The sequence below is a fragment of the Burkholderia sp. Z1 genome, from assembly GCF_014893795.1.
Classification (GTDB): Bacteria; Pseudomonadota; Gammaproteobacteria; order Burkholderiales; family Burkholderiaceae; genus Burkholderia; species Burkholderia theae.
In genome coordinates this window covers 777,318-797,864 of the sequence record NZ_JACFYL010000003.1, presented here as the reverse complement: position 1 = coordinate 797,864, position 20,547 = coordinate 777,318, and the positions used below count along the sequence as shown (strand labels likewise).

The window sequence follows — 20,547 nt, the reverse complement described above, 5'->3', positions numbered from 1 at the left end:
CGGTGGTGCGGCCCGTGCGGCCGCACTTACTTCACGCGCTTGCCGAGCGCGCTTTTGGTCTTGTACGTCACGCCGTGCCGGTCGAGATACTCGCGGATCAACTGCCGTACGACTTGCGACGGCGTGAGATCCTGCTCCGCGCAGAGCATCTCGAAGGCTTCTTTCTTCGCGGGGTCGATCAGGACGGTCAGGCGGGCGGTTTTCGTTTCCATTGCAGGGCGCGGGTGGTCGGTATGTTAATCAAATTATAATCGATCCGCCTGGCGGACTACCGCCGAAAGCGCCGCTCCGGCGCGCGATCAGCGTCTGCCGCGGCGCAACGCGAGCAGGTCGTCGATCACGGGCACGATCGCGAGCGTGACGAGCAGGGCGGCGAGCGGCACGGTCGACACGTAGCCGACATGCTTGAAGCCGATCGCGCCGGCCAGGCCGCCGACGAAGAACGACGCGAGCATCGCGCCGTGAATCCTCAGTTTCGAGCGGTTGGCGATGACCGCGTGCGCGTCGACGTCGACGGCCGACCGGTTCCAGTAGAACAGCTTCCCGAGCTCAATGCCGAGGTCGGTCACGATGCCCGTCATGTGCGTCGTGCGGATCTCCGCGCCCGACAGCTTGGTGATCGTCGCGTTCTGCAGCCCCATGATGAAGCACAGCAGCGTCACGGTCACCGGCACGAAGAACGTTTCCCACAGCGCGAGGTGGCTGCCGAGCAGCCCGAACAGGAGCAGCAGCGCGGCTTCGACCAGCAGCGGCAGCATGAACTGGCTCTGCAGGCCGCGGCGGCGCCCCCAGTTGACGAGGATCGCCGAGCAACTGGCACCGATCAGGAACGACCCCAGCGAGCTGATGCCGGCCAGTGCGAGCCGCACGTCGCCGAGCGCCGTCTGGTCGGCGATCGCCGACACGATGCCGCTCATGTGCGACGTGTATTGCCTGACCGCGAGGAAGCCGCCGGCATTGGCGGCGCCGGCGACGAACGCGAGCGAAAACCCGAGCTGGCGGTTCGCGGTCGCGCTGCGGTGTTTTCCCGTCAGGTTTCGAAAGTACTGCGCTGGCATAGGGGCTTCGCTCAATCGCCGCGGGTTGCGGGCACGGACGGGAAGACCGGCGCCGGACGGCCGCTTGCACGCGGCGCCAGGTCTCTCGAATCATGTGACGAACATGATAATGCCATTATCATACTCTGTTGGCCCGATGGGGCTTTCAGTACAATGTGTGCGGCGCGGCCTGCCCGCGGCTTCGCTGCCGCACGGCCCGCCTTCGCGATGACTTCGACCCACCGTTTCATGACCCCGACCAAGTTCATTCTTCGCTACACGGCGATCCCGTTCACGGCCATCGTGGCCGTGGTGATCTGGACTGTCATACCATCGTCGAAAGAGATCGATGCGAGACAATATGCGGCGCTGTCGCGTGCGTACGCGAGTTTCCCGCTGCCGTTCCGGCGCGAGATCTCGGAAGCGATTGACCATGGCCGGATCAACGACCGGCGCTACCAGACGCTCGTGCGCGATTCGCTGGGCAACGGCGTCGCGCTGGACTGGCCGGCGTCGGGCGTCGGCAACCTCGCCGACGAACGGCAAAAACTGGCCGAACTGATTCAGGCCGATTCCGATCTTCAAGGGCAACACCAATGAAAACTCTGCTGGTTTCCGTGGCATTCGCGCTGATCATCGCGAGCCTGATCTTCGCGCTGTATTTCATGAATCACGATCGCGGGAAGTCCAAGCGGATGGCGTGGTCGCTCGCGGCACGCGTCGGGCTGTCGGTCACGCTGTTCCTGTCGCTGCTGATCGCGTACAAGCTCGGCTGGATCGAACCGACCGGGTTGCCGATCGGGCGTTGAGCGGGGTGCGCCCCGTTGCGTGCGGGGCGTTCTGGAAAATGGAAGTTTGATTCTGTAATCAGTGTGTTGTGATAAGAATACTTATCCCGCTATGGCTGTCGGAAGTCGGTGAACGTATTGCGAGTCGGGCAGATACCCGTCTATCGGAGGACGAGCGCGTGCCGTTTGATCGCCCTGAGATCGCGGGGGGAGTCGGTAGCGCGTCACCGTCAGCACGCTCGGATTCAGCCGGGTGGCGATGTCCTGGCTGGAGTGTCCGCTGGCGATCGGCATGAGGATGTCCCGCTCCCGTGTGGTAACCGGCGGTGCGACACCGCGACCCGGATGCTGTAGCACATGGGCGAGCGCGTCGCTGATATCACGTATGCGCATCAACCGGCCGCGACTTGGCCTTCGTAGTGCAAATCGGAGATGTCGCCCCGAAATGCTTGTCATGCATGGTTGCGCGATGCGTGAATTGGCGACCCTTCAGCAGATGCTGGCGTGTGCGAGGAGCACTCGCCGTAGCCACTGACACAGAGCAAACTCCCCGACGTCCACGCGTGGCAAGCGCTTGCCAGGTGCGGTTCCGCTGGTACCGAAGTGTCAACGCGCAAAATCCGGGCTGCCATGGTGGAGCGGCGCCGGGCGAATAGCGGGTATCTCTGCATGACCGTCACTCGACGGCTGAGCGCGCTAGAATGCGTCATGCTTACAGGATGACGGCCGTGCCCAAGATCCCAACCATCAGTGACGTCGCGAAATTGGCCGCAGTCTCCAAGGCAACGGTTTCCCGCTATCTCAATGGCACGCTGGTGCTGCCGGATTCGACGGCAACACGTGTGAACGATGCGATCGAGACCCTCAATTTCCGACAGAACAGTCTGGCCCGGCGCCTGAGTCTCGGCAGCAGCGAGACGATCGGGCTCGCGATGCCCGACGTCGCGAATCCGTTTTTCGCCGAACTCGCCGATGAGGTTGAAGAAGCCGTGCGCGAACGGGGATACGGGCTCTCCCTGTGCATCACCCGCAATCTGATCGAGCGGGAAGCTTACTATCTGAACTGGGTCGATACCCGTCATCTCGACGGTCTGATCCTGGTTTCGAACCGGCCGGATGATGGTCAACTGCGCAAGCTGATCGATGATCGGGCGAATATCGTCATCCTGGATGAGGATGTGCCAGGCACGAATGTGCCCAAGGTGTTTGTCGACAACGTCGAGGGTGGATACCTGGCGACGAAGCACTTGCTTGACGCGGGGCATCGCCGGATTGCACACGTGACTGGCCCTCAGTTCCTGTATACCGTCGGCGAACGCTTGAAAGGCTATCGCCGCGCGCTGAAGGAGGCCGGCGTTGCGTTCGATCCGTCGCTGGTGCGCTACGGTACGTACGAGCGCGCATTCGGACGAGCGGTCACGGCCGAATTGCTCGCGATCGACGATCCTCCGAGCGCAGTTTTCGCGGCAAGTGATTATCTCGCCATCGGCATTCTCGAAGCGCTGCGTGAGAGCGGGCGAGCCGTGCCGGAGGACATTTCGCTTGTCGGATTCGACGACATGGAATTCGCGAGTCTGTTGATGCCGCCTATCACAACGATGCGGCAACCGGCGCGTGAACTTGGACGGGCCGCAGTGGATGCACTGGTCGGCGCCCTGACGAGTGAATCCGACGATGTTGGCAGCCGGTCGGTTCAGCGCTTGCCTGTTCGTCTGATCGAGCGCGCGTCGGTGGCGCCGCCGAAAGCGATTTTGCGCCCCGCGAAACGCGCAAAGACCCGCTGAAAGAGCGATGCCTCGTCTTTGGGCGAGGCGACTGATCTTCCTCAGGTATTGACAGACAAAATTTCTCTATTTATCTTGGTTGTAAACCGGTTTACATCACAAATGACCGCGTGCCGGATTGATCGGGGTTGACGGAGCGCGGAGGCCGTCGGATCAGGACATTTCCTTACTGGGTGAGGGCGATGAAAAGATTTCGGGGAATACGTGTTGCGGCGGTCTGGTTGTTCATCGCATCGATACCGTTCGGAGTGTGCGACACATTCGCGGCCGGACCCAGAAAAATCGCGTTGGTCCAGGTCAATCAGCAGGCCCTGTTCTTCACTCAAATGAACGCCGGTGCGCAAGCGGCCGCGCGGTCCGCGGGCGCCGACCTGATCGTCTTCAATTCGAATAACGATCCCGTTGCGCAGAACAACGCGATCGAAACCTATGTCCAGCAAAGGGTCGACGCGATTCTGGTGGCCGCGATCGACGTCAACGGCATCAAGCCCGCGATTCGCGAAGCCAGGCGGGCAGGCATTCCGGTCGTCGCGATCGATGCGATCGTCAATGGTGACAACGACGTCCAGGTCGGTGTCGACAATCGCAAGGTCGCCGAGGATATCGGTCGGTTCACAGCCTCCTATATCGCTGCCAGGCTCGGCGGCGGCGCACAGATCGGCGTGCTCGGCGCATTCAACTCCTATGTCCAGAACCTGCGCGTGGACGGATTCAAGGCCGGCCTTGCCGGGGAACCGAAAGCAAAGGTCGTCGCGGCGGTGGACGGGCAGAACGTTCAGGACCGTGCGCAGGCCGCGGGCGAGAATCTGATCGCCGGAAGTCCGAACCTGCAACTCATCTATGCGACCGGAGAACCGGCATTGATCGGCGCGCTTGCCGCGCTGGGGGCCCAGGATACCGGCGATCGCGTGAAGATCGTCGGTTGGGACTTGAGTGCTCAGGCCGTCAAGGGGCTGGACGATGGGAGTGTCATCGCGGTCGTCCAGCAGGATCCGGAAGGCGAGGGGCGCGCGGCAGTCGACGCGGCCCTCAGGCTGATTCAGCACAAGCCGGTGAATCGGCTGATCGCGGTACCGGCGACCATCGTCACGAAGACCAATCTCGATAAGTTCAGGGTCGCCTATCGATAACGCCGCGTGACGGCCCGGGGCGCCGTCCTTGCGACTGGAGAACGGACATGAACGCGATTTCAATGCCGCCGCGTGTCAGGATGACCGGCATCGCCAAGCGATATGGCGCTGTGCGGTCCCTGCGCGGCGTCGACCTCGAGGTCCCGCCCGGCGCCGTGCTGGGTCTCGTCGGCGATAACGGCGCGGGAAAATCGACTGTTTCGAAGGTGTTGTCCGGCGCGGTCGTGCCGGACGCCGGCGACATCGAGATCGACGGACGGCGGGTAAGCTTTTCCGGGCCGGCCGACGCACGCAGGCATCGGGTCGAAATGGTGTATCAGGACTTGTCCCTGTGCGACACGCTCGACGTCGCCGGAAACCTGTTCCTCGGCCGAGAGCCGATGCGCCGGATTTGCGGCTTGCGCGTGCTCGATCTCGGCGCAATGCATGCGCAGGCCCGCGACATGCTCAAAGGACTCGGCATTCGCATTCCCGACACGCGCGTCAATGTCGAGCATCTGTCCGGCGGCCAGCGTCAGGCGATTGCGATTGCGCGCGCCGTGTCGTTCGATCCGAAAGTGCTGATCATGGACGAGCCCACGGCGGCACTTGCCGTCGCGGAAGTCGAGGCGGTGCTCGAGCTGATTCGCACGGTCAGCGCGAAAGGCGTCAGCGTGATCCTGGTTACGCACCGGCTTCAGGATCTGTTCCGGGTATGTGATCGAATCAGCGTGATGTACGAGGGACGCAATGTTGCGAACCGCCTGATCGGCGAGACCAGTCTCGAGGAGGTCGTCGACCTGATCGTCGGGCAGCGGTTCAATGGGCGCACCGCACACCAGCCGATGGAGAATTGAACATGGAAATGACGACTGCGCTCGTACCCGATCCGGCGCGATCGGCGTTCACGTACTGGCTCGGCCGCCATGCGAGCGTGGCGAGCATCGCGGCGTTCTTTCTCGTGTGCACGGCGGTGTTTGCCTTGTCCAGCGCCACGTTTCATCAGACGGGCAACCTGTTCAACATCGCACGCCAATGCGCGCCACTGCTGATCGTCGCCACGGCGATGACCGTCGTCATCACGACCGGCGGGATCGATTTGTCGGTCGGCTCGACGCTGGCTCTTGTCGGCGCGCTGTGCGCGATGGCATTGCAGGCCGGCATGCCGGAGCCGGTCGTCATCGGCGGCGGGCTCGTGCTGGGATGCGCGATCGGCCTGCTCAACGGGTATTTCGTCGCTTACGCGGGCATGCCGCCGTTCATCGTGACGCTCGGTACGCTGTCGATCGTGCGTGGTGCCGCGCTCGCCGTGACGCAGGGCTATTCGCTGCCGATCGAGCATGCACCGCTGTTTACCGGCCTTGGGCGACAATGGGTGCTCGGTATCCCGTTGCCGGTGCTGGTTGCGGTCGCGGTGGTGCTGGCCGGCTGGGCGGCGCTGCGATATACCCGATTCGGCCGGTACGTCACGGGGCTCGGGTGCAACGAGGAATCGGTGCGGCGCGCGGGTGTCGACGTGCGGCGTATCAAGCTGCGTGCTTACCTGCTGAGCGGCATGGCGGCCGCGCTGGCCGGCATGATCATCGCGGCGCGGCTGGGCAGCGGATCGTCCAATCAAGGCACGGGCTTCGAGCTGGACGTGATTACCGCGGTCGTGCTGGGCGGCACCAGTCTGTTCGGCGGTGTCGGCACGATTGTCGGAACCGTGCTTGGCGCGCTGACGATTGCGGTGCTGAATAACGGACTGATCCTGCTGCACGTGTCGCCGTTCTATACGCAAATTCTTCAGGGCGCCATCATGCTGCTCGCGATCTGGCTCAATACACGCGTCTTCATGCCGCGGCGTCGGCACGGGAGCGCCGCGTGACCGGCTCCGTGTGCGATCCGTCACGGCTCATCGGAGTCGGCAGCGGCCATGTGATGACGGTGCTCGGCCCGATTGCCGTCGACGAGATGGGCATCACGCTGATGCATGAACACATCCTGCTCGACGCATCCGGCAAATGGACGCCCGCGTGCGATTGCGCGGAGCGTCATCCGGGTGAAGAGAAGGTCCACATCGGCATCCTCGGCGCGCTGCGGATGAATCCGTTGATGAATCGGGATAACTGCCGACTCGAGGATCCCGACGTCGCGGTGGACGAACTGGCCAGGTTCAAGACGCTCGGCGGCCGGACGGTGGTCGATCCCACCAACCTCGGCATCGGTCGTGATCCGGTCGCATTGCAGCAGATATCGCGACGCACCGGGCTCCATATCGTGATGTCGACAGGTTTTTATCTGGAGTCCTCTCATCCTCGCTACGTACGGGAGCGAACGATCGGCGAGCTGGCCGCGCAACTGATCTTCGACGTTGGCGGCGCGGCGGAGCGTCCTGCGGTGATCGCCGGGCTGATCGGCGAGATCGGTGTATCGGCGGCCTTTACGCCCGACGAGGAAAAATCGTTGCGGGCGGCCGCCCGCGCCAGCGCGGCGACAGGCGTGCCGTTGTCGGTGCATCTCCCGGGATGGCACCGCCATGGTCATCGCGTGCTTGACATCGTCGAAGAGGAAGGGGCCGATCCATCGCATACGATTCTTTGCCACATGAATCCGAGCCATCTCGATCCCGACTACCAGCATGCACTGGCGGAGCGTGGAAGCTGGCTCGAGTACGACATGATCGGTATGGACTACTACTATGCGGACGACGACGCGCAATGTCCGTCGGACGAGGAAAACGCCCGAGCCGTCAAGGCGCTGATCGATGCCGGCTACGGAAATCGCGTGCTGCTTTCGCAGGATGTCTTCCTCAAGATGATGCTGACTTGCTACGGCGGCTACGGATACGGCTACATCCTCGAGCATTTCGTCCCGCGGCTTCGTCGGCATGGCGTCACGGAGGCGCAACTCGATGCGCTTCTGGTCGGGAATCCCGCCGCCGTTTTTTCGCGGATACAGGAAACAGGCTGAACAGGCATGTCTCGCCAGGAAACGGCGCGGCGTTTGTAAACCGGTTTACTTCGCGAGAGCGAGGCAAACCGGACGTGACTCGTGTCACCGATCGACAGGGGGAGCCCATGAAGAAATCCGTACTTCTTGCCGGCGAGAGCTGGTCGAGTTCATCCGTGCACGTCAAAGGATTCGATCAGTTTTCGACCGTGACCTATCACAGTGGGGCAGTCGCTTTTCTGGCCTGCATGAGCGACAGCCAATATCGCGTCACCCACATGCCGAGCCATGAGGCGCAACAGGCGTTCCCGCTGGAGCTCGACGCACTGCGGCGATACGATGCGGTGATTCTGTCCGATATCGGTGCGAATACGCTGTTGTTGCACCCGAATACCTGGGCGAGAAGCGAGCGCATGCCCAATCGGCTGAAGTTGCTGCGGGATTACGTGGCTGGCGGCGGCGCGCTGATGATGATCGGAGGCTATCTGAGTTTTCAGGGCATCAATGCCAGCGCACGCTTTCGCAATAGTCCCGTCGAGGAAGTCCTCCCGGTGACCTGCTTGCCCTACGACGATCGCGTCGAGGTCCCCGAAGGGTTCGTGCCGCAGGTCAACGGACCGCATCCGCTGCTCGCCGGGCTGGGACATGCGTGGCCGCACCTGCTCGGCTACAACGAGGTGCAATCGAAGCCGGGGGCGACGGTGCTCGCGACCGTACCCGAGACAGGGCATCCGCTGCTCGTCGCGGGCGGCTACGGCAAGGGACGAACGGTGGCATGGACGAGTGACATGTCGCATCACTGGATGCCGTCGGAGTTCATGAACTGGGCCGGCTACGCGCAATTGTGGATCAACTGTCTCGACTGGTTGACGGACGCATCGGCCGCGCATTGACGAAGATGCGTCGCGTTTTCACAGTCTTTTAATTTCACGTTGACAATCCTGCGCACCATGACGTAATTTTTATAAACCGGTTTACTAGAAGTAAAAGTTTTTTGCTGACGATGTAGTTCCTCGAGTAACGATCACCAGAATGGTGCAAGTCAGGGAGCAAGTCGCGATGTGGCAGATAATCCAGCCGGATGAACCAGCACGGGAAATCGTTCAGCGTCTGAAAGACGGGGCGGTTTTTTCGCCGAAACAAATTTTCGATATCCATGGCGACCATGTCCTGGCCGTCGACTTTTTCTCCGGCGTCCAGTTGACATATCGCGACGTCGATCGCATGTCATCGGTTGTTTGCAGCAAAATCAACATGTTGGGGGCGGTAGCGGGGGACCGGATTGTCCTGGCTTTCGGGAATACGCTGGAATTTGTGATCAGCTACTTCGCCGTTTTGAGGCAGGGCATGATTGCCGTGCCGGTTGATCCGGACTGGAGTCCGGAAAAAGTCGATCAGATTCTGGAGCAAACGGAAACACGAATCATATTGCACCAGGCGGGAATATCGATATCGAAAGCCGGATTGAATTCGGAGATGATCGAATATCGGAATCTGATTTTGAACGAACCCGCCGATGTGCTCGACGTAACACTCGAAGCGAATAATCCGGTTGCGATTCTGTATACGAGCGGAACGACCGGATCGTCCAAAGGCGCGGTCATCAAATGCGGGCGTTTCATCGAGAACATCGTGGATTACGGCCTCGACCTGGGAGTGGGAGCCGGGACGCGATTCATCGTTTCGATGCCGATGAGCCATATCGACGGCTGGACGTACAGCACCTTGCAACCGTTTCTCTTCGGCGCAGGGGCGGTCATCACGCCGCCGTTCAATGCACAGGTCGCCGCCACGTTTGACAGGGTCGTCGCAGATGGCGGCGGCAATGTTTTCGTCTGCGTGCCGGCGATGCTGTCCGGATTGCTGAGGATGAAGCCGCGGTATCGAAAAAATATCCACGGGCGGCTCGATTTCGTCATCTGCGGGTCATCCCGGCTCGACGAATCCCTGAAGGACGCGTTCGAGTCCGCCTTCGGTGCTCCCATCCTGGAGAACTACGGGTCGACGGAGGCGCTTCTCGTTGCGTACTACACGAAGGATGTGCCGTTTCGGTCCGGCTCGGTCGGGCGGATTCCCGCCAAGTGCACGGTAAGAATCGGCGACGACGGCGAGATCATGATTCGTAGTCCGTATATATTTGATGGATATTACAAGAACCCGGACCGGACGGCTGCTGCGTTCCGGGACGGCTGGTACCTGATCGGCGACATCGGTACGGTCGATGAAGACGGGTATCTGTTTCTCGGCGGGCGAAAGGGTGACGTCATCAACCGCGGCGGCATCAAGATCAATCCCCGCGATATCGACGACGTCATTGCGTCGCATCCGTGCGTCGTCGACTCGGCGACGATCGGCATCGAGAATGAACGCGCATCGCAGGACGTCTATTCGTTCGTGCAATTGTCGGGAGACGCCGGCGACCTCGACGAATATCTGATGGCCAGGCTGTCGCCCGAACTGAGGCCGCTGCGTGTCGTGCGTGTGCCGGCACTGCCGCGCAATCATCTGGGAAAGATCGTCCGCGCCGAATTGCTGGTCCTGAAGATCCGTTTCGAACACAACTGAGAGGAAGTGCCATGCAATCCATGGAACAGATTGTTCACCGGACGCTGGCCGGGATCATGAAGCAACCGGGCATACGCGGCGATCAGGACCTGACGCATGACCTGAGGGTCGATTCGCTGGCCTTCATCCAGATCGTGGCCGAGCTTGAGCAAGTCACGGGAATTCGGTTCGAAGACGAGGACCTCGTTCCGGAATTGTTCCGGACGGTCGACGACTTGACCCGGTATCTCGCCAATCGTCAACCTCAATAGAAGGAGCGGATCATGATTCGCGCGGCATTGTTCGATTTCGACGGCGTCGTCATCCATTCGGAGCCGGTCATCAAGGCAGCCTTCACGCTCAGCTACCAGGATACGATCGACGGGGGCGAACCACCCGTCAACGAGTACCTCAGTCATATGGGTGACTCGTTCGACAACATCATGAAAAAGATGGGACTGCCTTCGACGATGTATGACGCGTTCAGCCATTACAGCAACCGGCTGTCGAATCTCATCGAAGTCGTGCCCGGCATGGACGCACTCCTGCGCGATCTGAAGTCGCGATCCGTGAAGCTCGCGCTCGTGACCGGGAAAGATCGCAAACGTACGCTGCATATCCTGCAGAAGATCGGACTGGGGAACGTATTCGATGCAATCGTATGCGGTGACGATGTAGCGAATCCGAAGCCCGATCCTGAACCGGTCCTCAAGGCCCTCCGGATGCTGGGCGAGGGGCATGCGGACGCGCTGATGATCGGCGATGCGGCCAACGACCTCCGAGCAGCGCATGGCGCGCAAGTCTCCAGTTGCGCGGTCACGTGGGGAACCGGCACCGTCGACGAGCTGCGAAACGAGCGCCCCGGCTATATGGTCCAGTCGCCGTCCGAGTTGCGCAATGTCCTGCAAGGTTTCGTCAACACGTTCGCATAAGGGGAATTCATGCCAGCCCTGATGCGAACGCAGACGGATTCGAGCGTTTATTTATCCGCGTCGATACGCGCGCAGCTCGAAGCGCAGCGCGGCGCCAGTGACGACGTGATCGATTTCACGATCGGCAACCCCGACTTTCCGCCGCCGCCCGAGATCGTCGATCACCTCGCCCGAAGCATTGCCGACCCGGGCAATCATCGCTATGCCGCACACGAGTCCGCCGGCGAACGCGACTACCGGGAGGCAGTGGCCGGCATGTATCGCCGGCGTTTCGATGTGACGCTGGATGCGGCGCGCAATACGCTGGCGTTGCTCGGTTGCAAGGAGAGCGCACATTACCTGTGCATGGCGCTCGTCGAACCGGGCGATGTCGTGATGATTTGCGAGCCCGCGTATACGACGTACCGCGGCAATGCCGCGTTGTTCGGCGCGGAAATTCACGCGATTCAATGCCGTCCGGAGCACGGCTATCTGCCCGACTGGTCGGAGGTGCCGGCAAGCGTCCTTCGACGCACGAAGATCCTGTTCCTCAATTATCCGAATAATCCGACCGGTGCCGTCATGCCGCTCGATGCGTTCGAGAAAGCCGTCGCACTGGCGCATGAGTATGGGTTCGTGATCTGCAACGACAGCGCGTACGCGGAGCTCTACTACGATGCGCCGCCCCCCAGCGTACTGTCTGTACCTGGCGCGCTGGAGGTTGCGGTCGAAGTCGGCTCGCTGTCGAAGTCGTTCAATCTGTGCGGTTGGCGGCTCGGCTACATGGTCGGCCACCCGGGCGTCGTCGAACGGGTGCTTCGCCTGAAACAGTTCACGGACGCTGGTCCGTTCCCGGCGCTTCAGCAGGCCGGCGCGGCGGCACTTCGCCTGTCCGACACGTTCCATCGCGATTTGCGAGCCCGATACCGCGTGCGGCGCGACCGGGTTGTCGATGGGCTGCGCGCCTGCGGATACGACGTGTTCCCGCCACCTGCCGGCATGTTCGTGTGGGCGCGCACGCCCGATGCCGAGCGGTCGGACGAGCACGTGGCCCGGCTGTTGCGCGAACACCGGATCGCATGTAACCCCGGAGGGGTGTACGGCCTTTCGGGCACGTCGTTCGTTCGATTCGCGCTGAGCGTGAACGAAGCGCTCATCGAGGAAGCGATGCACCGGTTAGGCAAATCCTTTTGAATTCAAACCCGTTGCGAGGCACGCATGTCACTTCACGGAAATCAGGTTCTCGTCGTCACACCGTTCAAGCCGGACTACCAACTCGATGAGGCCAGCTTGTCCAGCCTTATCGACCATCTCGTCGCTCAGGACGTCGCGGGCATCATCGTACTGGGCACGACCGGTGAATTCTTCAGTCTGACCGACAGCGAAAAGCGTCGTGTCATCGATGTCGCGGCCGAGAGAATCGGCGACCGGAGCGCGTTGATCGTCGGCGTTGCGCATTCGGGTTCGGAGATCGCCGCCGACATGGCGGTGTACGCGAGGGAAAAGGGAGCGGCGGCCGTGCTTGCGCCTCCGCCGTATTACCATCAGCCGACCGCCGAGGGCATGATCGCGCATTTCTCCCGAATCGCGCAGCGCGGCGCGATCGACATGATGGTCTACGATGGCGGCGGCGGGACGGAAATTCCTGTCGAGGTCGTCGAGGCGGTCCTGAATGTCAGCCCGCATATGCGATATGTGAAACTGACTACGCCGAAGGTAACGAAAGTTCGGCAATACCATTCGCATTTCGATGGGCGGATCTCGGTTTTTGCCGGGGAGGATCTGTTGATCATGCCGGAACTCATCGAGGGTGCCGATGGCCTGACCACCGCGGCAGGCAATCTGAGGGCGTCGGTGCTGAACCGGATTTTCGCGCTCGTCCAGGCCGGCGAGATCGATCAGGCGCAGGCGTTGCACGACAGGCACATCGCGCCGCAAGCGCTCGTGACGGGATCCATTCGAAATGAATTCATCCAGTGCTTCAAGGTCGCGCTGAACCGGATGGGAATCATTGCCCACGATACGGTCCGCCCGCCGCTTCACGTGTTACCGCGCTCGAGGATCGACAATCTGGTCGCGATGCTGAAGGTCCAGGGGCTGCTTTGATCGTGCCGACGAACGATTCGCAACGGGGAGGGCATCGATGAGGGGACTGGCCGGCAAGACGGCGGTGGTGACTGGTGCGGCGGCCGGAATCGGCCATGCGATCGCGACCCGCTTCGCGGAGGAGCAGTGCGCATTGTGGCTGCTTGACCGGAGCGAGGCCGTTTTCGCTGTCGCGAACGAACTCGAACGGCAAAGCGACGTGCGATGCCGGGCGATGCAGGTCGACATTCGCGATGAGCGTTCGGTGAGCGATACGTTCCGGGAAATAGGTGCGGCCACGCCGGCAATCGACGTGCTCGTCAACAACGCCGCACTCTTCGCCCGACAGGGTGTGGACGCGACGGTCGACGACTGGAACGCGCTCTGCAGCGTCAACGTGATCGGCACTTCGCTCGTCACCCGCTTTTGCCTGCCGCTCATGGTGGCGGCGGGCGGCGGAGCGGTGGTGAATCTCTCGTCGATCAGCGGGCTGGTTGGACAGGCGCAGTTCGCGGTCTACAACGCAACCAAGTTCGCGGTGCGAGGGTTGACGAAATGCTGGGCAATCGATTTCGCCAGGCACAATATTCGTGTCAACAGCGTGTGCCCGGGCTATATCGCATCGACGTCGGGTAACCGCTATATCGACGAACACGGGCTGGACGCGGGGATCATCGAGCGCCGGCTCGCGCAGCAGCATATCCTCGGCCGACTCGGGCGACCGGAGGAGGTCGCGGCGGCCGTGTGCTTTCTCGCGTCGCAAGATGCCTCCTTCATTACCGGAGCGGATCTTCTGGTCGATGGAGGTTATGTTGCGAAATGAACCGGTCGATCGCGCGTTGCGGCCGGCATCGTCCGGCGTCACGCACTTTCTCGCGACGCCCGCGGGCCGCTTCGTGACGGCGCTGGCCGCGACTTGTCTGTGGGGCAGCGCGTTTCCGGTCGTGAAGGTTGGATACGGCATGCTGGGCATTCAGCGCGGCGACACATTCCTGCAGATCGAGTTCGCTGGCTATCGATTCGTACTGGCGGCGTTGCTGCTGTTCGCGCTGATGGCCGTCGCGGGTGTCTCGCGACCGCCGCCGCGCCGGGCAACGATCGTTGCGATCGTGCGCGTGGGAGTCGTGCAGACATTCCTGCAATACGTGTTCTTTTATGCGGGGATTGCGCTGAGCAGCGGTATGGAAGGCTCGATCATCGCCGGCACGCTCACGTTTTTTCAGCTAGGGCTCGCCCATCTGATGCATGCCGACGACCGCATGACCCCGACCAAGGCCGCGGCCGCCGTACTGGGGTTTGCCGGCATCGTGTTTTATCACGTGATGGCCAACGGCTACGCATTCACGATGGGACGAGGCGAGGCGTTGATGTTGCTGGCGATGTTCTTCGCGGCATTGGGAAACATGCTGAGCAAGCAGGCGGCGCCCGCGATCCTGCCCGTGCTGCCGCTCACCGCGATGCAGATGCTGGTCGGTGGTGTTGCGTTGATCGCGGTCGGCGCTGCGAACGTCGGTGTTGCGCCGTTCGACTTCTCGTTCGGGGCGGCGCTCATGCTTGCCTATCTGGCGTTCGTATCGGCCGCGAGTTTCCTGCTTTGGAACAGCCTGATGTCGTATAACAAGGCGGGGGCCGTATCGGTCTATCTCTTTCTCGTACCGATCTTTGGCGTGCTGTTGTCGTCGGCGTTGCTGGGCGAACCGTTGCGATGGTACGTGGTGCCGGCGCTCGTGCTGGTTGCGATCGGCATCACGATGACGCATGCGGGCACGGCGAGGCACGCAGTCGTGCCGCCCGGTGCCGGGCGGAGCGACCGGCCATGACACGACGCCTGTTTTGCTTTCCGCACGCCGGCGGACAGGCCTCGAGCTTCGCCGGATGGACAGGCCTGGCGCCCGACGGGCTGGAAATCGTCCCGCTCGAGTACCGCGGGCGTGGTGTGCGATACGGTGAAAGTGCCTACGCGAATTACGATCAGGCCGTGCAAGAGCTTGCTCATGCCATCTCCGCCGATCAGGCCGGCGGCATGCCATACGGGTTGTTCGGACACAGCATGGGCGCGCTTCTGGCATTCGACGTCGCGAGCGTGCTTGCCCGGCGAGGGGAGGCTGCGCCGCGATGCGTGTTCGTGTCCGGCAGGAATCCGCCACACTGTGCATCCGATGCCGAGCAAGGCGAACTCGATGACGGGCGGCTGATGCATCTGCTGACGGAAGTCGGGGGTGTGCCCGATGCGCTCGTGTCGAATGGGCGCTTCCTGAAACATTATCTGGGTCGCTTTCGTGACGATCTCGTCATGCTTCGATCCCGTTCGACGATCGAATCCGGTGTGCGTCTCGATTGCAGAATCGTCGTCATGCATGGCGAGGACGACACCGCGGTGGCGACCGCCTGGCTGCCCGAATGGGCGCGTTACAGCCGTGCCGGCCATGATGTTCTCGCGTTTCCCGGCGGGCATTTCTTTCTGCACGAGCATCCTGACCGCGTATTGCCAGCCGTAGCTGAAGCGCTGACGTGATCGTCCCGATTCCTGTCGATCGGTGACAATGGTCTTCGCGACGCCCGTCCGGTGACAACTTTTCTTGGCGGGCGGTCCATCGGGTAAACGTATCCACACCCCCCGGCGGAACCACGGGCGCCCTGAGCAGTGAATGCCTATTGCGGAACCCGTAACGGTTTGAGCTGCCGCTCTCCCACCTGAAATGAAAAAGCCGATCCTGTGAGATCGGCTTGCGGTGACTGTTTTCCCGAGCCGCTGGTACGTGTTGCTACCGAGCGTCGGGCGGATCAGCGGACCCAGTGGCAGGTGCGATGCAGATGATGAAAATGGCAGACCTTGTGCGGACTCGCCTGCGCCGCCTCGGGTGCCAGTGCCGCAAAGGCGGCAGCCGTAACCAGACCGACGAGCAGCAGTGCTTTCGCTCTTTTCATCGCGCTTCTCCAATGATGTAGCAGTTGTTAGTGGTGACAATTCCGTCGCGGTAGACATCACGCTGAAGTCTGGCGCCTGCCTGACTCGCGCGACTTGGAATCCATGCTACTTGGCCCCGCGCAGCGAAAATTGAACGATTGTCACTCTCGGGGATTCGCGATGAACAGTACGCAGCAAGCATCATTTCCGCTCGGAGAGGGTGATGCAGCCCGGGATGTCGGCGGCCCGCGAAAATCACGTCGGAGGTCGAAAACGGCCCAGTGGGAATTAAGAACCGCGGCCACAAATCGTCGACAAACCGAGCACTGGTGATTGCGGCGAGCGAAATAGGCGCGGAGCGAAATGCTATCATTGCCAGCCCCCTGATTGCCTGACCGAGCTCGGTCTGGACATGATGGAATTTTGAAGAGGACTACACAAGATTGAATCGACGTCGCTTTTTACTTGCCTCTTTCGCCACGGCCGCGGTTTCAAGTGGCGCATTTGCTGCTGCGCCTGACGGCGAAACCTGGGGCAAATATTTTACCGAAGCCAACGCACAAGGAACGCTTGTCGTCGCCGACCTGAGAGGTGGAAAGGAAGTGGTCTTCGTGCACGACAGGGCGCGCGCTGCGCAACGCCTGTCACCCGCGTCGACCTTCAAGATTCCCCACAGCCTGATTGCGCTCGACGCCGGTGTGTTGCGCGACGAGTTTCAGATCATTCCCTGGGACGGTGTAAAGCGTCCTATCGACGCGTGGAATCACGACCAGGACTTGCGTTCTGCCGTACGCAACTCGGCTGTCTGGGTTTTCGAGCGCTTTGCAAAGGAAATCGGTCGAGAAAAAGAAGCCGCATACATGCGGAAGATTCCCTACGGGAATGCGCTTTCAAGTGGTGCGGAACCGTTCTGGGTCGACGGGGATCTTGCAATATCGGCTCAGGAACAGGTCGCTTTCTTGCGCCGTCTCTACAACAACACCTTGCCGTTCCGCGTCGAACACCAGTTGATAGTCAAGGATGTCCTGATCAATGAGGCGGGTCGAGACTGGATTCTTCGCGCAAAATCCGGGTGGAGCGGCAAGATCGGCTGGTGGGTGGGGTGGGTTGAATGGCCTGACGGCCCGGTATTCTTCGCGCTCAACATCGATACGCCGAACCGGATGGAAGATTTGCCGAAGCGCGAGAAAATCGTCCGCCAGGTATTACGGTCTCTCGACGCATTACCGGGCTGAGGCTTGCCGACACGAGTCAGCAAGCAATCGTAGCCGCCTATCCCTGCGTCCGGCGAAGCGCGCGGCTCATTTCCGCGATCGGCATCGCGGCAATCGAGTTCAGCAGGCGGATTTCCCCGGCGTCGGGGCGCGCGATGTCCCGGACTTCATCGAGCGTCTGCGCGACGCTGCGATCGAGCGGTTCGAGAAAACGCTGAAGCTCGTTTTCGGCTGCCTTCTCCTTGAGCCCGAGCGCGTTGCCGAATGCGATCAGCGCGCCCGTATCGATGTCGGAGAAGCGCGTCGCCGCGCCGAGCGGCATCGTCAGTTCGCAGTGCGGCCAATGATCGCCGCGATGGTCGGGCCGGTGCGTGGGCGCGTGATAGACGACCGTGCTGACGATGTCGTAGAACGGCGCAAGGCGGTAGCCGCGCGCGTCGACGAAGAACGACAGGTTTTTCAGGTGCGCGTCGGCATTGCCCACCACCACGTTGAAAATCGTCCAGCGGAACACCGACAGGCGCGCCAGCGCACGTGTGCTGGTCTGCGCGATCGCGCGGCCGAGTTCTGCCGCGTTCGCGCGCTGGTATTTGAAGCCGCGATCGTAGTTGAGCAGCTGCATCGCATCGATCGTGTGCAGGCGTCCGACCGGCTCCGCTGCGGTATCGCGGTCGAAACGGTCGATCACGTAGCACGCGGACGGCGCGCGCAGAAAATGCACGTCCGGAACGTCGAGGCCCATTCGCTTCGCGAGCTTCATGCAGAAGAACTCGTTGATCGCCGAATGCGGGTAGCCGGCGGCGCGCATGTCCGGCTTCAGCAGATGCATCGACGGTTCGCTGCCGACCGGTTCGAACAGCGCGTAGTCCGGCGCGTCGCCGCGCAGGATCAGCAGCAGTTTCTGCTGCGCACCGGCCGCCGACATGCGCTTGGGCGCGGTGGCCGTCAGCGCGCGCTCGGGCATCGCCTGGATGCGGCGTTCGAGCTCGTCGAGCGCAAGCGGTTGCATGCTGCCGGCCGCTTCCTGCTCGCCTTCGGCCAGCAAGGTGAGCGCGCCGGCCGATTCGCGCCCGAAGTATGCGAGCAGGCCCCACGCGTCGGCGGCATCGACCTTCGCCTCGCGTGCGAGCGACGTCCGCATGCCTTCCTCGGGCAGCAGGTTGTCGAAGAACCACTGGACCGGGCGATCGGTCGAGCTGTCGGTGAAGGCGCCGGCGCGCAGCGCGAAAGCCGGCGACAGCGGATACGCGCGCGGCGAGGCCAGCCATTGCGCGTCGTACGTGAACGACCAGACGCCTTTGTCGTCGGTCAGCGTGCCCATGCGCAGCCCGTTCGCGGATGCGATCAGCGTTCTAGTCGCCATGGCGGCTCCTGCGGCGTTGAGCGGCCTTGAGCGCGTTTTCCGCCGAAATCTCGATGGACGACTGCGCGAGCAGGTGCACGCCCAGTTCGCCGAGCAACTGCAGCACCTTGCCGATCTGCGCGGTCGGCTTCCCGGCTTCCACCTGGCTGATGAACTTCGGCGAGAGCCCCGTGGCGTTCGCAAGCTCGTCCCGCGTGAACCCCTGCTGGAGCCGCGCCGCGCGGATGAGGTTGGCGAGTGCGCCGATCGTGTTGACGGACAGGGTCTCCGGCATGACGTTCTCCGTGCTTCGTATCTGAGCGGGAACAGTATTGCACAACTCGCGGGTGCAGGCGTCGATTCGTATCCGGACGGAAACGAAAACGAAGAATGGGTGATGGATCGGCTGTTTCGTACCCGATCGGGAACCGGATGTGATGGAATCGGGGTCGACGGCGTTTTCGTATTCGGGCGGATACGCGCTTTGAGCGTCCCGAAAGGGACGGGGGCGGCGCGCGTCGACATGGTTAGAATGACCGCGGCGCATGCGCCATGCCGTGGCGCGACCCTTGCCTGACTGGAACCCATGACCGTACAAGAACTGGAAAAACGGATGCGAAGCCTGTTCGAGGACGACAGCCTCGAAGTCTTCGGCGACACCGGCTACAGCATTTCCTTCGTCGTGCCAGGCAAGGTCGGCGACGTCAAGGCCGCTTTGCTGGCCCGCACGGATCCGGCCGGATGGGACGGCGAGGCGGTGCACTGGTTCTACCGGTGCGACGACGAGGACTGGGCGCTGTATCTGCGCTCGATCCCGCATGCGGTGTTCTGTATCGCGACCGTGCAATCGTTGCATGCGCTCCACCTGCAGCAGCATCTGGATGCATCGGCGGTCACGCCGGAGCAGCAGGCGATCTACGATGCCGAGGAGGCCCAACGCCAGCAGGAGGCCGAGGCGCGGCAACGGCGCGACACGCGGACCGAGCCGCTGGCGCCGCTCGGCGGACCGTTCCACAGCGATGGCGAACGCGTATGGGCACGCGTCGGCAGCGGTCATCGGTATCGTGCGCTCAACAATTTCGATCTCGGCAGTTTTCGGCATCTGGTCGACAACTTTGCCGTCGACGCGTCGGGGCTGCGCTACTACGCGAGCGGCGCCGCGTTCAGCTACGACGACGAAGGTGACGGGCTCGTCGCCGATGGCGATGCCGCGACGCTGGAATCGCTGGGGAGCGACTGGTATCGCGATTCGCGGCAGGCCTACTATTTCGGCACCGATATCTACGGTCTCGGCGAACGCTACCTGACCGTGGTCAAGGCCGATGTCGCCAGCCTGACGACTATCGGCGGCGCGTATGCGCGGGATGCGAAGCACCTGTTCTGCGCCGGCGTGCGCAAGCGCGGCATCGACGATCCGGCCGGCGTGGTCGGCCTCGGCTACCGGTATGCGCGGCTCGGCGCGCAGATTCTTTACGACGGCAAGATCGTGACCAAGCCGGGGCACATCGACGTCGAGACCGCGCGCGGCGTTTTCCACGACGTGCTGATCGACGATGACGGCCACGTGCTGTGGGGGCAGAACTACCGCAAGCCGCTGCCCGGGATCGATGCCAAAAGCCTGCGGTTCCTGACGCGGTTCTTTGCGGTCGACGACCATCGCGTCTACTACCGGACCAACACGAATCTGGCCGTGTGCGAAGGCGTCGACCGCGCGAGCGTGGAGGTCGTATCGTCGATGGGTATCCGCGATCGGGACGGCCTGATCGATATCCGGTATCCGGAAGGCATCGTGCGCGTACCGGATCCGTCGACGGAATCGTGATGGCCCCGAGCGGCGCGGCTCCGTGCTCGGCGCAACCGCCGTTGCCGCGCGTATGCCCGAGCAGCGATCTTT

At 62.3% G+C, this 20,547-nt stretch carries 24 protein-coding genes; 18 read left to right on the top strand and 6 right to left on the bottom strand.

The window, feature by feature from the left end; translation table 11 throughout:
• Nucleotides 1–26: 26 nt before the first annotated feature.
• Nucleotides 27–212 (bottom strand): ribbon-helix-helix protein, CopG family, encoded by a 186-nt coding sequence (locus H3H55_RS35635; protein ID WP_021158209.1) that lies wholly within the window; start codon nucleotides 210–212, stop codon nucleotides 27–29.
• Nucleotides 213–299: 87 nt separating this feature from the next.
• Complete coding sequence (locus H3H55_RS35630) at nucleotides 300–1,058, bottom strand: YoaK family protein (RefSeq protein WP_048246514.1); 759 nt, start codon at nucleotides 1,056–1,058, stop codon at nucleotides 300–302.
• A 228-nt stretch (nucleotides 1,059–1,286) separates the two neighbouring features.
• Between H3H55_RS35630 and H3H55_RS35625 the strand changes: the two genes are divergently transcribed.
• Both H3H55_RS35625 and H3H55_RS35620 read left to right on the top strand, forming a co-directional pair.
• Nucleotides 1,287–1,637 carry a hypothetical protein gene (locus H3H55_RS35625; RefSeq protein WP_129518418.1) on the top strand — a complete coding sequence of 117 codons (351 nt, stop codon included), beginning with the start codon at nucleotides 1,287–1,289 and terminating at the stop codon, nucleotides 1,635–1,637.
• Nucleotides 1,634–1,846 carry a twin transmembrane helix small protein gene (locus tag H3H55_RS35620; RefSeq protein WP_048246513.1) on the top strand — a complete coding sequence of 71 codons (213 nt, stop codon included), beginning with the start codon at nucleotides 1,634–1,636 and terminating at the stop codon, nucleotides 1,844–1,846. Before H3H55_RS35625 ends, H3H55_RS35620 begins: the two co-directional genes overlap by 4 nt.
• An 81-nt stretch (nucleotides 1,847–1,927) precedes the next feature.
• Here H3H55_RS35620 and H3H55_RS37820 read toward each other — a convergent pair whose 3' ends face one another.
• Nucleotides 1,928–2,218, bottom strand: coding sequence for a LuxR C-terminal-related transcriptional regulator (locus H3H55_RS37820; RefSeq protein WP_413464007.1), 291 nt, complete (start codon nucleotides 2,216–2,218; stop codon nucleotides 1,928–1,930).
• Between the two features lie 335 nt (nucleotides 2,219–2,553).
• On the opposite strand from H3H55_RS37820, the gene H3H55_RS35615 reads away from it, so the two are divergent.
• The 14 genes from H3H55_RS35615 to H3H55_RS35550 all read left to right on the top strand — a co-directional run bounded on the left by H3H55_RS35615 (nucleotide 2,554) and on the right by H3H55_RS35550 (nucleotide 15,704).
• Entirely contained in the window at nucleotides 2,554–3,609 is a 1,056-nt protein-coding gene (locus H3H55_RS35615; RefSeq protein ID WP_193102839.1) for a LacI family DNA-binding transcriptional regulator, read from the top strand.
• A 287-nt stretch (nucleotides 3,610–3,896) separates the two neighbouring features.
• Nucleotides 3,897–4,739, top strand: a complete 843-nt coding sequence (locus H3H55_RS35610) for a substrate-binding domain-containing protein (RefSeq protein WP_264299693.1) — start codon at nucleotides 3,897–3,899, stop codon at nucleotides 4,737–4,739.
• A gap of 47 nt (nucleotides 4,740–4,786) precedes the next feature.
• Complete coding sequence (locus H3H55_RS35605; protein ID WP_226800700.1) at nucleotides 4,787–5,575, top strand: ATP-binding cassette domain-containing protein; 789 nt, start codon at nucleotides 4,787–4,789, stop codon at nucleotides 5,573–5,575.
• A 2-nt stretch (nucleotides 5,576–5,577) separates the two neighbouring features.
• Nucleotides 5,578–6,585 (top strand): ABC transporter permease, encoded by a 1,008-nt coding sequence (locus H3H55_RS35600; RefSeq protein ID WP_226800699.1) that lies wholly within the window; start codon nucleotides 5,578–5,580, stop codon nucleotides 6,583–6,585.
• The gene (locus tag H3H55_RS35595) at nucleotides 6,582–7,670 is read left to right on the top strand and encodes a phosphotriesterase-related protein (protein ID WP_319022357.1); all 1,089 of its coding nucleotides are present in this window, start codon (nucleotides 6,582–6,584) and stop codon (nucleotides 7,668–7,670) included. Before H3H55_RS35600 ends, H3H55_RS35595 begins: the two co-directional genes overlap by 4 nt.
• A gap of 107 nt (nucleotides 7,671–7,777) precedes the next feature.
• Nucleotides 7,778–8,542, top strand: a complete 765-nt coding sequence (locus tag H3H55_RS35590; RefSeq protein WP_193102837.1) for a glutamine amidotransferase — start codon at nucleotides 7,778–7,780, stop codon at nucleotides 8,540–8,542.
• A 139-nt stretch (nucleotides 8,543–8,681) separates the two neighbouring features.
• A complete protein-coding gene (locus tag H3H55_RS35585; RefSeq protein ID WP_193102836.1) occupies nucleotides 8,682–10,214 on the top strand; it encodes a class I adenylate-forming enzyme family protein in 1,533 nt (510 codons plus the stop codon).
• 11 nt (nucleotides 10,215–10,225) lie between these two features.
• Nucleotides 10,226–10,465, top strand: a complete 240-nt coding sequence (locus H3H55_RS35580; protein ID WP_193102835.1) for an acyl carrier protein — start codon at nucleotides 10,226–10,228, stop codon at nucleotides 10,463–10,465.
• Nucleotides 10,466–10,477: 12 nt separating this feature from the next.
• Nucleotides 10,478–11,125 (top strand): HAD family hydrolase, encoded by a 648-nt coding sequence (locus H3H55_RS35575; RefSeq protein ID WP_193102834.1) that lies wholly within the window; start codon nucleotides 10,478–10,480, stop codon nucleotides 11,123–11,125.
• A 105-nt stretch (nucleotides 11,126–11,230) separates the two neighbouring features.
• Nucleotides 11,231–12,298, top strand: a complete 1,068-nt coding sequence (locus H3H55_RS35570) for an aminotransferase class I/II-fold pyridoxal phosphate-dependent enzyme (RefSeq protein ID WP_193102833.1) — start codon at nucleotides 11,231–11,233, stop codon at nucleotides 12,296–12,298.
• Nucleotides 12,299–12,322: 24 nt separating this feature from the next.
• The gene (locus tag H3H55_RS35565) at nucleotides 12,323–13,210 is read left to right on the top strand and encodes a dihydrodipicolinate synthase family protein (RefSeq protein WP_193102832.1); all 888 of its coding nucleotides are present in this window, start codon (nucleotides 12,323–12,325) and stop codon (nucleotides 13,208–13,210) included.
• 37 nt (nucleotides 13,211–13,247) lie between these two features.
• Nucleotides 13,248–14,012 carry an SDR family NAD(P)-dependent oxidoreductase gene (locus tag H3H55_RS35560; protein WP_193102831.1) on the top strand — a complete coding sequence of 255 codons (765 nt, stop codon included), beginning with the start codon at nucleotides 13,248–13,250 and terminating at the stop codon, nucleotides 14,010–14,012.
• A complete protein-coding gene (locus H3H55_RS35555; protein ID WP_319022356.1) occupies nucleotides 13,954–15,009 on the top strand; it encodes a DMT family transporter in 1,056 nt (351 codons plus the stop codon). Before H3H55_RS35560 ends, H3H55_RS35555 begins: the two co-directional genes overlap by 59 nt.
• Complete coding sequence (locus H3H55_RS35550; RefSeq protein WP_193102829.1) at nucleotides 15,006–15,704, top strand: thioesterase II family protein; 699 nt, start codon at nucleotides 15,006–15,008, stop codon at nucleotides 15,702–15,704. Before H3H55_RS35555 ends, H3H55_RS35550 begins: the two co-directional genes overlap by 4 nt.
• A gap of 269 nt (nucleotides 15,705–15,973) precedes the next feature.
• On the opposite strand, the gene H3H55_RS35545 is transcribed toward H3H55_RS35550, so the two are convergent.
• The gene (locus H3H55_RS35545; RefSeq protein WP_193102828.1) at nucleotides 15,974–16,117 is read right to left on the bottom strand and encodes an HHHH-motif protein; all 144 of its coding nucleotides are present in this window, start codon (nucleotides 16,115–16,117) and stop codon (nucleotides 15,974–15,976) included.
• 423 nt (nucleotides 16,118–16,540) lie between these two features.
• Between H3H55_RS35545 and blaOXA the strand changes: the two genes are divergently transcribed.
• Nucleotides 16,541–17,332: a class D beta-lactamase gene (gene blaOXA, locus H3H55_RS35540; protein WP_193102827.1), complete on the top strand. Its 792-nt coding sequence runs from the start codon at nucleotides 16,541–16,543 to the stop codon at nucleotides 17,330–17,332.
• A 37-nt stretch (nucleotides 17,333–17,369) separates the two neighbouring features.
• Here blaOXA and H3H55_RS35535 read toward each other — a convergent pair whose 3' ends face one another.
• Together H3H55_RS35535 and H3H55_RS35530 are read right to left on the bottom strand one after the other, a co-directional pair.
• Nucleotides 17,370–18,674, bottom strand: coding sequence for a HipA domain-containing protein (locus H3H55_RS35535; RefSeq protein ID WP_193102826.1), 1,305 nt, complete (start codon nucleotides 18,672–18,674; stop codon nucleotides 17,370–17,372).
• Nucleotides 18,664–18,948, bottom strand: a complete 285-nt coding sequence (locus H3H55_RS35530; RefSeq protein WP_193102825.1) for a helix-turn-helix domain-containing protein — start codon at nucleotides 18,946–18,948, stop codon at nucleotides 18,664–18,666. Before H3H55_RS35530 ends, H3H55_RS35535 begins: the two co-directional genes overlap by 11 nt.
• A 291-nt stretch (nucleotides 18,949–19,239) precedes the next feature.
• On the opposite strand from H3H55_RS35530, the gene H3H55_RS35525 reads away from it, so the two are divergent.
• Nucleotides 19,240–20,475 (top strand): DKNYY domain-containing protein, encoded by a 1,236-nt coding sequence (locus tag H3H55_RS35525; RefSeq protein ID WP_193102824.1) that lies wholly within the window; start codon nucleotides 19,240–19,242, stop codon nucleotides 20,473–20,475.
• Nucleotides 20,476–20,547 lie beyond the last annotated feature (72 nt).